The organism is Polymorphospora sp. NPDC051019 (assembly GCF_040683055.1).
Classification (GTDB): Bacteria; Actinomycetota; Actinomycetes; order Mycobacteriales; family Micromonosporaceae; genus Polymorphospora; species Polymorphospora lycopeni.
On sequence record NZ_JBFBCH010000006.1, the window covers coordinates 204,624 to 216,394 of the forward strand.

General features: G+C 72.8%; 9 protein-coding genes. 6 read left to right on the top strand and 3 right to left on the bottom strand.

Features of this window, described 5'->3' with window-relative positions; genetic code table 11:
• The first annotated feature begins 29 nt into the window (after positions 1-29).
• Entirely contained in the window at positions 30-422 is a 393-nt protein-coding gene (locus tag AB0M79_RS14060; RefSeq protein WP_364212448.1) for a DNA-binding protein, read from the top strand.
• Positions 419-1,075 carry a transcriptional regulator gene (locus AB0M79_RS14065; RefSeq protein WP_364212451.1) on the top strand — a complete coding sequence of 219 codons (657 nt, stop codon included), beginning with the start codon at positions 419-421 and terminating at the stop codon, positions 1,073-1,075. Before AB0M79_RS14060 ends, AB0M79_RS14065 begins: the two co-directional genes overlap by 4 nt.
• On the opposite strand, the gene AB0M79_RS14070 is transcribed toward AB0M79_RS14065, so the two are convergent.
• Both AB0M79_RS14070 and AB0M79_RS14075 read right to left on the bottom strand, forming a co-directional pair.
• Positions 1,072-6,531 carry a carboxyl transferase domain-containing protein gene (locus tag AB0M79_RS14070; RefSeq protein WP_364212454.1) on the bottom strand — a complete coding sequence of 1,820 codons (5,460 nt, stop codon included), beginning with the start codon at positions 6,529-6,531 and terminating at the stop codon, positions 1,072-1,074. The genes AB0M79_RS14065 and AB0M79_RS14070 overlap by 4 nt on opposite strands.
• A gap of 193 nt (positions 6,532-6,724) precedes the next feature.
• Positions 6,725-7,261, bottom strand: a complete 537-nt coding sequence (locus AB0M79_RS14075) for a TetR family transcriptional regulator C-terminal domain-containing protein (RefSeq protein WP_364212457.1) — start codon at positions 7,259-7,261, stop codon at positions 6,725-6,727.
• 62 nt (positions 7,262-7,323) lie between these two features.
• On the opposite strand from AB0M79_RS14075, the gene AB0M79_RS14080 reads away from it, so the two are divergent.
• Positions 7,324-8,112, top strand: coding sequence for an alpha/beta hydrolase (locus AB0M79_RS14080; protein ID WP_364212460.1), 789 nt, complete (start codon positions 7,324-7,326; stop codon positions 8,110-8,112).
• Positions 8,113-8,161: 49 nt separating this feature from the next.
• Here AB0M79_RS14080 and AB0M79_RS14085 read toward each other — a convergent pair whose 3' ends face one another.
• Positions 8,162-8,842 carry a hypothetical protein gene (locus AB0M79_RS14085; RefSeq protein WP_364212463.1) on the bottom strand — a complete coding sequence of 227 codons (681 nt, stop codon included), beginning with the start codon at positions 8,840-8,842 and terminating at the stop codon, positions 8,162-8,164.
• 57 nt (positions 8,843-8,899) lie between these two features.
• Between AB0M79_RS14085 and AB0M79_RS14090 the strand changes: the two genes are divergently transcribed.
• The 3 genes from AB0M79_RS14090 (at position 8,900) to AB0M79_RS14100 (ending at position 11,725) form a co-directional block, all read left to right on the top strand.
• A complete protein-coding gene (locus AB0M79_RS14090) occupies positions 8,900-9,688 on the top strand; it encodes a helix-turn-helix domain-containing protein (protein WP_364212466.1) in 789 nt (262 codons plus the stop codon).
• Positions 9,689-9,877: 189 nt separating this feature from the next.
• A complete protein-coding gene (locus AB0M79_RS14095; RefSeq protein WP_364212469.1) occupies positions 9,878-11,062 on the top strand; it encodes a macrolide family glycosyltransferase in 1,185 nt (394 codons plus the stop codon).
• 147 nt (positions 11,063-11,209) lie between these two features.
• Positions 11,210-11,725 (top strand): hypothetical protein, encoded by a 516-nt coding sequence (locus AB0M79_RS14100; RefSeq protein ID WP_364212472.1) that lies wholly within the window; start codon positions 11,210-11,212, stop codon positions 11,723-11,725.
• The last annotated feature ends 46 nt before the right edge of the window (positions 11,726-11,771 follow it).

Sequence of the window (11,771 nt, forward strand, 5' to 3'; positions counted from 1 at the left end):
ACAGAACGTTGATGATGCAGGGTCACGGCATGCCACGCAAGCAGGACACCGGAGACGCCGCCCGCGCCGACCAGCGCCAGGCCCAACGCGAGCGGGAGGCCCGCGACCGCCTCCTCGACCTGGGCGCGGACGCCCTCGCACCGCGCCCGTGGCGTCCCCCACCCGTGCCGGCGTCCGCGGTCGATCTCGCGCAGTTCGCCCTCTGGCGGTCGTCGGACCTCTCCCGGGAGGGCATCCTGGCCGCGCTCGCCCTCCTGCCCGCCGCGCGGGCCGAGGTCGACGAACTCGAGGCCGGTCTGCTGTTCGCGGCCCGCACCGCGGGCCTGACCTGGGCCGAGATGGCCGAGCCGATGGGGCTCGGCTCACCCCAGGCGTGCCAGCAGCGATACGACCGCCTCACAACCCGGCGGGACGCGAGGTGACCAGGGACTCGGCACCGGACCTGCTCGTCCTGCACGCGGTGCGGCTCAAGGGCTTCGCGGACACCCGGGCACTCGCCGACCGGTTCGGGCTCGACCCGCGTACGACCGAGGAGTCGCTACGCGACCACGAGGCACACGGCCGGGTCACGCACACCGGCTTCGCCGGCACGTACGGCTGGTCACTCACCGAGGCGGGACGCGCCGAGAACGAACGCCGGCTCGCGGCCGAACTCGCGCACACCGGCGGAGCGGAGGCCTTACGCCGGGTGCACCGCGACTTCCTCCCCCTGAACGGCCTCCTGCGCCGCGCCTGCACCGACTGGCAACTGCGCCCGACGCCGGACGATCCGCTCGCCGCCAACGACCACACCGACCCGGAGTGGGACGCCGGCGTCCTCCACGAACTCGCCATCGTGGACCGCGCGCTCACCGCCGTCGTCGACCGGCTCGGGGTGATCCTCGCCCGGTTCCACGGCTACGACACGCGCTTCTCCGCCGCACTGACCCGCGCCCGCGCCGGCGAGGTGGCCTGGGTCGACCGGACCGACGTCGACTCCTGCCACCGGGTGTGGTTCGAACTGCACGAGGACCTCCTTGCCACGCTCGGAATCGACCGTGGCAAGGAGGCTGACGCCGTCGCCCGCCTCCGCTAGCGCAGGCGGGTCTCGATGGCCTCGATGATGCGGGGCCGGAGCTCGGCGGCGCGGATGACGGCGTCGACCGAGCCGACCTCGACCGCGCGCCGGATGTCGTGCACGCGGTCGAACTCCGTGGCCACCTCGCCGAGCTTCTCGGCCCGGACCGACGACCGGAGTTCGTCGAGTTCCGCGGTCAACGCGGCCCGGTCGGCGCCGGAGGCGGCCGCGGCCCGGGCCTCCAGATCCCGTACGCGCGGGTCGGCCGCGGTGCGCGCGTTGACGTCGCCGGCGAACACCACCGCGGCGGCGGGGGCGCCGCCGAGCACCGAGGCGAACGAGCCCTCCAGCGCCAGCACGGTCATGTTCGGGTTCAGCGCCTTCGAGAACACCACGAACGCGCCGCCGTGGTACCGCGAGATCACGCAGAACACGATGGGCCCACGGAAGTTCACGATCGCGCGCCCGATCTCGGCGCCGTACTCGAGCTGAAGCTTGCGCATCGACTCCGGTGAGCCGTCGAAGCCGGACAGGTTCGCCAGCACCACCAGTGGCCGGTTGCCGCTGGCCGCGTTGATCGCCCGCGCGGCCTTCTTCGACGACTGCGGGAAGAGGGTGCCGGCGGTGTAGGTGTCCGGGCCGTCGGTGGGCGGGAAGCCGCGTCGCGGCACCGCGCGGGACTCGATGCCGAGCAGGCACACCGGCATGCCGCCGAGGTGCACGTCCTGCACCACCGCCGTGTCCGCGTCGGCCATGCCCGCCCAGCGTTCCAGCACCGGGTGGTCCTGGTCGGACAGGGCCCGCATCACCGTACGGATGTCGAACGGCTTCTTGCGGTCCGGGTTGGCCGCGGCGGAGAAGATCTCGCCGACGGTGGTGAAGTCGCTGCCGTCCACGGTGTGCGGGAAGTCGGAGACGTCGCGGTCGACGGGGTCGGTGGTCACCGACCGGCGCGGCGCCGTCTCGCCGGGTGCGACGTAAGTGTGGTCGTAGTACGACATCAGCAGGTCGCGCGCGGCGCCGAGGTTCGGCGCCCAGTACTGCGCCTGCCCGTTGGGACCCATCACCCGGTCGTAGCCGCCGATGCCGAAGTTGTCCTCGGCCGACACCCCGCCGGAGAAGTCGAGCGACTGCTTGCCGGTGAGCACCATCGCCGAGTCCGGCGTCATCACCAGGATGCCCCGGGTGTGCATCAGCATCGTCGCCTCGGCGTTCCAGTACGGCTGGGCGCCGACGGTGATCCCGGCGACCACGATGTTGATCTCGCCGCCGTCCTGGGTGAACTCGACGATCCGCTTGAGCGCCGCGGCCACCCAGTCCATGTTCTCGGTGCCCGACTCCATGGAGATCCGGGCACCGGCGGACAACGCGTACCACTCCAGCGGCACCCGCATCCGCTCGGCCAGGTCGAGCGCGGCGATCACCCGGCGGCACTCCGGTTCGGACAGCGCGCCGAGCGACTTCGTCGGGTCGCCGAGCAGCACGACCCGGGTGACACCCTGCGGGTGCCGCTGCGTCCGGGTGGTGACGACGCCGGCGACGATGGCCGCGGTGTTGCGGCCCTTCGGCCGGTCGACCGGCACCAGCGCGTGGTCGTCGTCGAGGTCGTGCTCGACGAAGTCGCCGAGCAGGCCGGTCAGCTCGTACGGGTAGACCGCGTTGCGGCTGCTGGCCCGCAGCACCTTCTGCCGGTAGCCGTCGAGCGGCTCGACCGGTTCGTCCGACGGCTCGCCGACGGTCAGGCTGATGCCGCCGGTGGCGTGGAAGGAGATCCGCATCGCGATCGGGACCAGCTCACCGGTCTGCGGGTCGCGCTGCCGCGCGATGAACTCGATCTCCTCCAGCCCGGCGCCGGCGGTCGTCGGCAGCACCCGCCCGGCGATCATCTCCAGTTCGGCGCGGGTGAGGTCGCTCGGCGGCCAGACGTAGAGGACGATGCGGTTGGTGTTGAAGCGGTTCTTCGACGGCCGTCGCGCCTGGGCGCGGCGGATCGAGTCGAGGCAGGTGGCGATGGTGTCCTCGGCCGTGGGCAGGGCGACCAGCCGACCGTCGTGCTCGCGCAACTCGGTCAGGTCGCGTACCTGGGCGAACGCGACCAGCCGGTCGTCGGACGGGTTGCCGCGCGCCACGCACTGGAAGAGGTAGACCTCCTCGTCGGAGGACGGCAGCCGGGTGAGGTCGAACTTGCTCAGCCGCTCCATCCGCATCCGCTGCGCGATGTAGGGGTGCAGGCCGCGGATCAGCCGTTCCTCGGCCATCCCGGTGGTCGAGGGGCGGAACGTGAAGTGCTGGTGCATCACGGTGCCGCTGCGGCCGGCGACGGCGACGGTGAGCCGGCGGACCTGTTCGGGCAGCGGGTGTGCGCTGACGACGTCGTGCAGCGTGCCCGCCATCGCCTCGGAGTCCGTGGGCTGGTTCTCCCAGGCGAGGTAGATGTCGGCGTCGATGGCGTCCTCGCCGCCCGCCAGTTCGGCGAGCCCGTGCAGCGCGCTGCCGAGCGCCTCGTAGCTCACCGCCGCGGAGACCACGGACGAGCCGGCGCGTTCGGCGACCACGAACGCGCAGCCGGCGACCTGCCTGGTGCGGACGCTGGTGAGCCCCTTGTTGCCGTAGTAGCGCCGGGTCAGCACCTCCAGCATGACCGAGTTGTCCAGGTCGGCGCGGGCGAGCCGCTGGCCGAGCAACCGGACCAGCGGCTCGGTGCTGCGTACCATCTCGGCGACGCGTTCGGCCCGGTCGGCCGAGTCCGGGTGGGCGTCGAGGTGGCGCAGGTGCCGGCGGACGCCGGCGTAGACGAGGGCGCGGTTGCGGCGCAGCAGCGGCTGGCCGAACCAGGCGAAGACCACGCCGCGGGCCAGGTCGGCGACCACCGGGAAGCGCACCTGGGTCGCGGCGACCAGCCGCTCCAGCGCGAGACCGGCCGGCTCGCGCAGCGTCTCGTCCGGCGGCGGCTCGCGCAGCCAGGCGCGTAGCAGCGTCGCCACGACGGTGGCGTCGGCGGCCGCGCGCTGCTGGGCGAGGAAGATCCGGAAGACCGCGGCTTCGAGGTCCGGGCAGCGCTCCAGTTCCGCGACGCCGTAGTGCCCGAGCGCCTTGGCGAGCTTGGTCTGGAACGTCTCCGGCACCCCGGCCCGTTCGACGTCGAGGCTCTGCAGGTAGGTGTGGAAGTATTCGCGGGCGCTGTGCACGTGGCTGTCGTCGCCGCCGTCCTCGCCCGCCGGCCGGTTACGGCTCAGCTCGGCGAGGTCGGCGAAGACGTCGAGGAGTTCGAGTTCCTCGGCCAGCGGCCGGTGGCCGTCGTCGGTGGCCGCCCGGCGCGCGACGAGGTAGTCGTCGAGCACCCGGCGGTCGTCGTGCGGGTCGACGTCGAAGCCGAGCAGCAGGCTGCGCAGGTCTTCCCGGCCCCGGCCGGCGCGCTCGCAGGCCGGGATCCGCTCGGGGGTGGCGGGCAGATCGAGTTCGACGGACCCGGTGGTCGAGGTCTCCTCGGCCTCGGCGTCGGCGATCGGCTCCAGGCGCAGCAGTGGGGCGCCGGTCTCCACCTGGCTGCCGACGGAGACGACACATTCCTTCAGCCGTGCCTTGAACGGCGCCCGCAGCACCGTCTCCATCTTCATGCTCTCCAGCACCAGCACCGGTGCGCCCGCCTCGACCTCCGCCCCGACCTCCAGCGGCGTGGCGACGACCAGCGCGGGCATGGACGAGCGGATGACGCCACCCTCGTCGCGGCTGACCCGGTGCGTGACGCCGTCCACCTCGACCAGGTGGACCGGCCCGTAGGTGCTGGTGAGCAGGCGGTAGCGGGTGCCGTTGACGACGGTCTGGCCGGTGTGCCGGTCGAAGCGGTCGAGTTCGACGTCGGCGGTGCGGACGTCGTCGCCGGCCTCGATGCCGACCCGGAACCGGTGCGCGCCGATCCGGGCGACGCGTACCCGGTATCCGGCGCCGCGCAGCTTGAGGTCCAGGGGGCGGCCGCTGGAGTGCCGCACCTGTGGGCGTCCGCCGAAGGCGGTGGACAGCAGCCGCTGCCGCTCGACGCGTTCCTCCTCCTCGTACGCCTCGATGGCGGCGGCGGCCAGCGCGACGGCGGAGTGCCGGTGCGAGACGAGCCGGCCCTCGCCGCGTACCCGGTCGATCCAGCCGGTGTCGGCGCTGGCGTCGATCAACTCGGGCTGGTCGAGCAGGTCGAGCACGAAGCTCTTGTTCGTCGCGCCGCCCTCGATGATCACCGTGGTCTGTGCCATCGCGCGCCGTAGCCGGCCGAGTGCCTCGTCGCGGTCGTGGCCGTACGCGATGATCTTCGCGATCATCGAGTCGAAGTCGCCGGGGATGGTGTCGCCCTCGCTGACCCCGGTGTCGACGCGAATGCCGGGTCCGGCGGGCAGGTCGAGCCGGGCGATGCGGCCCGGGGAGGGCGCGAAGTCGCGGTCGGGGTCCTCGGCGTTGAGCCGGGCCTCGATGGCGTGCCCCCGCTCCACCGGCGGCCGGCCTTCGAGGCGACCGCCGGACGCCACCCGCAGTTGCGCCTTGACCAGGTCGAACCCGGTGGTGGCCTCGGTGATCGGGTGCTCGACCTGCAGCCGGGTGTTGACCTCGAGGAAGGCGAACAGCCGGTCGCCGGGGTGGTAGAGGAACTCGACGGTCGCCGCGCCGCGGTAACCGACCGCGACGGCCAGCCGTTCGGCGGACGCCTTGAGTTCGGCGGTCTGCTCCGGGCCGAGCACCGGTGACGCCGACTCCTCGATGACCTTCTGGTTGCGCCGCTGTACGGAGCAGTCACGGACGCCGAGCGCCCAGGCGGTGCCCTGGCCGTCGGCGATGACCTGGACCTCGACGTGCCGGGCGCCGGTGACCAGCCGTTCCAGGAACACCACGCCGCTGCCGAACGCGCGGGCGGCCTCCTGGCTGGTGCGCTCGTAGGCGTCGGCGAGTTCGGCCGCGTTGTTGATCACGCGGATGCCGCGCCCGCCGCCGCCCGCGGTCGCCTTCAGCATGAGCGGGTAGCCGATGTCGGCCGCCGCCGCCAGGGCGGCCTCCACGCTCTCGACCGCGCCACGGCTCCAGGGGGCGACCGGTACGCCGACCTCCTCGGCGATCAGCTTCGCGCCGATCTTGTCGCCGAGCTTGCGCATGGCGTCCGGGCTCGGCCCGACGAAGGTGACCCCGACCCGCTCACACAGCTCGGCGAACGCCGGGTCCTCCGCGACGAAGCCCCAGCCGACCCAGGCGGCGTCGGCGCCGGTCTCGACCAGGGCGCGCTCCAGGACCTTCAGGTCCAGGTACGGGCGCGCGGACGCGGGGCCGAGGTCGTAGGCGATGTCGGCCTCGCGTACGAAGGTTGCGGTGCGGTCGACGTCGGTGTGCAGGGCTACTGTCTCGATCCGGGTCCCGGTCTCCGCGGCCAGCTCGCGGACGGCGTGGATGAGGCGCATCGCGGCCTCACCACGGTTGACGATGGCGACGCGGTTGAACACCCGAGCGAGCCCTTCTGTAGACCGACGATGTGCGTGCCGCGACTCTGCGGCCCCCGGCAGTGTTTCACCCTTCCGTCTACGAGCTGGCAGCGCCATGTCGCAAACACTGCACACTTCTCAGCTTCCGTTGTAGGAAACATCCAAAGGTCGGCACGTGGCCACCCGATCGCTGGACAGGGCGGTCGACGCGGAGTCACCCGCCCGGGCGTTGGCTCCGTGACGGGTAGGCCCGGCGGAGCCGGTCGAGCATGCGGGCGACGATCCGCCGTACGTCGTGTTCGTCGAGCGGCCGGGTCGCGTAGGCGTCGGTCAGCGCGAGACCGTTGAGCATCACGGTGACCGTGGTGGTCTCCAGCCGGATGTCCTCGTCGGACGCGTCGGTGCCGGCCAGGGCGGCGCGCACGAGTTCACCGATGATCTGTTCACCCGCGGCCTGCGTCCGGGAGATCTCGGCCCGCAGGTGTGGCACCGTGCGGGCGCGCACGAGGTATTCCAGGTAGGCGACGTTCTCCCGGTGCGGGACCCGGCCCGGTGCGGAGTGCAGCAGCATCGCCCCGACCCTGTCGAGCGGGTCGGCGCCGCCGTCGTCCGGGCCGTCCCCGGCCCGTTCCCGGGTGCGGGCGACGACGACAGCGAAGGTGAAGGCCAGCATCTCGTCGAACCCGGCGAAGAAGTGCCGGATGCTGCCGATGGCCAGCCCGGTGCGCCGCGCGATGCGGGCGAGGGTCACGGACTGGATCCCGTTGTCGAGGATCTCGTCGAGGACGGCGTCGGCGACCAGGAGCCGGCGTCATGGACCACAGCCTGGGCACCCGGCGGTTCGTCGAGACCGAGGCCGCGGCCGCCGAGGACTCGTTCCGGGAGTTCGTCTCCTGGTGCGACCGCACCGGATCCTGCGCGCTGTACGGGCGAGACGTGGTCCGGGTGTGGAACGACCTGCTGCGGCGGGCCGACCGCGGCGAACTCGCCGACTCGCGCACACCCGGCACGCCGGTCACCGCGCAGGCGCTGCGCGACCGGGCCTTCGCCGAACTCTACGGCCCCACCTGGGCGGTGCTCGCCGAGTTCCTGTCGGTGCTGGACGCGTCCTCCGTCGCCCCGCCCCCCGCCGACGAGCCGTACCTGAAACCGCACCTGTTCCCGGCGGTGTTCTGCCTGGACTGGAGCCTCCCGGTGCGCGACCACCGCGAGTTCGCCGCCCTGACCCGGCGGGCCGAACGGACCGCACCCCACATGAAGGGCTCGCCGCTGGCCCGCGACGCCGTGGCCGCCTGCGTCGGCCGCTCCGCGGACACGGTGAACCCGCAGCACCGGCTACGGATCACCAAGGCGCCGAAGATCCTGCTGCTCAACGCGCGGCACGACCCGTCGACCGCCTACGGGTGGGCGGTCAACGTCCACCGGCAGTCCCGCACTGCCACGGTTCTGCTGACGTACGAGGGCTGGGGCCACGGCGTCTACGACCGGAGCGACTGCACCCGCAACGCCACCGACGCCTACCTGATCGACCTGACCGTGCCCCGCGACGGGACCCGGTGCGCCGCCGTCGAACCGGTCGTCACCCCGATGTCCGCGCGGTGAGCCGGCCGGCGCCGGACCCGACCGTGGTCGGGTCCGGCGCCGGGAAAGGTCAGGAGACGTACGTCCGCCCGCCCAGTTCCCGCCAGCCGAGCACGCCGTACCAGATCATGACCGGCAGGTGCAGGACGTAGCCGACCTGCTCCAGCATCGGCGACGGGCCGGCTGTTCCGGTGGTCCACGGCAGGGCGACCGCGGCGAGACCCGACAGCGCGGCGACCACGCCGGCACGGCGGAGTCCGGCGGGCAACGTGGTGAAGAACGTGGCGGACGCGAGGGCGGCGACCCAGAGCAGCCCGGCCAGGTTGACCATCCACTTGGCGACGAGCATCACCGCCCTGGCCACGGTGATCGCCGCCGGGTCGGCGGGGTCGGCGGCGAGCTGGGTCAACGCCAGGTTTCCGGCGTCGTGCAGCAGTCCCGCCAGCCCCGCGGCGGCCAGCAGCCCGGCGGGCAGCAGCGCGAGGTGCGGGCCGGTCACCCGCGCGCGGGCGGCCATCAGGAGGCCGGCCCCGGTCAGCGCGAGCCAGCCGATCACGTCGAGGCCCAACTCGAGCAGGTGCAGCCCGGGACGGGCGTTCACCGCGGCGAGCGTGGCGGCCGGGTCGGCCGGATTCAGGGTCAGTCCGGATGGCACGACGATGACGGCGGCGGCGACCATGGTGGTCAACGAGGTCAACAGCAGGAGACCGGTCAGTCGTACGGCCGGTGCACTGTGGTGGGTGGACGTCATGGCCGCCGACGCTAGAACCCTGACGTAGGGCGAAGGTCAAGCCGCGAGGAGGACGACGTGTGGCGCATCGGGCAGTTGGCGACCATGACGGGGGTTTCCGACCGCACCCTGCGTCATTACGACAGCATCGGATTGCTGGTGCCGGCAGCCGTGGACCGGGCCACGGGTTACCGGTGGTACGGCGTGCCGGAGCTGGCCCGGCTGGAGCGCATCCGCGGACTGCGCCGCCTCGGCCTGTCGCTGCGCCAGATCACCGACCTGCTGGACGCGCCCGACGACCGGCTCCGGCAGGCACTGACCGAGACGGTGGACGCCCTGCGCCGGGACATCGCCAGCCTGACCGAGACCATGGCCGCCGCCGAGGACCGGCTCGCCGCCGACACCCCGATCCTGCCCCGGCGGTCCCGGGTGGCCGCCCGCCGCCTGAACGTCCGCCGTCTGCGGGTCGGCCACCCGGCCGAGCTGGCGACCCTTTGCGCCACCTCTGCGACGGTCCTGTTGACCTGGCTGACCGGGCATCCGGCCGGCGGCTTCGCCGCGGCCGTGGCAACCGGTCGCGGGGGTGAGAGTCTCACCCTGCCCGGTCGGGACGTGGTACGCGTCGTCGTGCCGCCCGGGCACGGCGTGGTCCGCGCCGGGCAGGACCTCTTCGACTGGCTGCACCGCAACCGTCTGGCGGTCACCGGCCCCACGCTCGAGGAACGGCTGGTCGACGCCGACGGCGCCAGCGCCACCGTCCTGGAGGTGCCGGTGCGGCCCGTGGCCGAACCCGGCATCGACGCGCGCGACGGGGACACCGGCGCCGGGACCGGTTACCGACTTGTTGGACCGGGTCGGGCCCACTAGCATTCCGCGCATGATCATTCAGTTCATGCGCCTGCGTTCCGCCTGAGGCGGCGCGCCGTGCCGGTCGTCCATCGACCGGCTTTCGGCCGGCCCGGCTGAACCCCCGCCCACGCGCGGGAGGCCCGGGTCGGTCCACGTCGTGTCGCCGCCGGACGGCATCTTTCCTCCGACTCGACAGGACTTCTTCACATGCGTAAAACAGCTCATGTCGCCATGGTCGGCAGCACCACGCCCAGCCACGTCTACCCGTCCCTGGGCCTGATCCGGGAACTGGTCGACCGCGGGCACCGGGTCACGTACGCGGTCGGCGAGCCACTCACCGGCCTGGTCACGCCGACCGGGGCGGAGCCGGTCGCCCACCCGTCGATCCTGCCGCAGGGCGACACCGCCTGGCCGGAAGACCCCGGTACGGCGATGCGGGTGTTCCTCGACGAGGGCATCGCCGTGCTACCGCGCCTGACCGCCCGCTACGACACCGACCGTCCGGACCTCGTGCTCTACGACATCGGCGGGCTGTCCGGACCGCTGCTGGGCGCCCGCTACGGCGTACCGGCGGTGCAACTGTCGCCCGCGATGGTCGCCTGGGACGGCTACGAGGAGGACATGGCGGAGTTCATCACCGCCCTGGCCGCCTCGGAGTCCGGACGGGACTACTACGCCACGTTCGACAGGTGGCTGGCCGACAACGGCATCCACCAGGACGCGCGGACGTTCCTGAGCCATCCGGCACACGTGCTGGCGCTCATCCCCCGGGTGATGCAGCCGAACGCCGACCGGGTGCCGGAGCACCGGGTACGGTTCGTCGGTCCGTGCCTCGACCCGGCCCGGCTCGCCGAACCCGGCTGGGCGCCGCCGGACAGCGGGCGCCGGGTCCTGCTGGTCTCCTTCGGCACGGCCTACAACGACCAGTTGCCGGTCTACCGGGCCTGCCTGGACGGGTTCGCCGACTCGCCGTGGCACGTGGTCATGGCCATCGGCGACAAGGTCGACCCGGCCGACCTGGGGCCGCGGCCGGACAACGTCGAGGCGCACCGCCGCGTACCGCAGCTGGCGGTCCTGGCCCACGCGTCGGCCTTCGTCACCCACGCCGGCATGGGCGGCTGCACCGAGGCACTCTGGTTCGGCGTACCCACGGTCGCGATCCCGCAGGCGGTGGACCAGTTCGCCAACGCCGACCGGCTGGTCGAGGCCGGGGTCGGCCGGCGGCTGCCGGCCGAGGAGGTCACCGCGCGGACGCTGCGCGCGGCGGTCGACGCGGTCGCCGACGACCCGCGGCTGCGGCACCGCCTGGCCGAGATCCGGGCCGAGGTACGGACGAACGGCGGGCTGCGGCACGCGGCGGACGCGGTGGAGGCGTTCCTTCCCGGGCGCTGAGCACGGTGCGGGGGCCGCCGGGAGGTGGCGGGAGGTCCGGGGCGTCCACAGCGCCGCCGGCACCGCCGACCAGAGTCGCTGCCGGCGGCCCACGTTCCGCTGCCAGATCAACGACTGCCCACGCTCCACTTCCACCGTCTGCGAACGGTGCTCCTCGCACTCGGTCTCGCGCTCGGCCTCGCCGCACCCACGCTGGTGGCGACTCCCGCGTCGGCCCAGCCGACCACGCAGGCCCGCGACCCCCTGTGCTGGGCCGACGGATTCAGCGAACCGCCGGGCATCGGTCGGCCGCTCGCACTCACCTGGTCACGCATCGGCAACCGGTCCAACGGCGGCTACACCTACCGCTACTGGATGGTGCAGGAGGTGAGCGCCACATCGAACCTTTACTACCAGCGCAGCCTGGTGGCCAGGTGCTCCGGCGACTCGCTGGTCTCCACCACGACGATCACCGCGACCGACGGGACCGGCACCCAGGCATGCACCAGTCCCGGTGACATCCACCTACCGGTGGGGAGCACCGAGCGGTTCGTCGGCCAGCGCGTCGCGTACGTGCGGTCGTCCCTCGTCTTCACCTACACGTTCCGGTACTGGCACCGGGAGGCGCTGTCGATCGCCACCCTCCAGTGGTTCTACCAGTCCAGCGGCGTCGTCATGTGCTGACCCACGCGGCGGGGCGAACCGCCACACCGACGAGCGCGAACGTCGC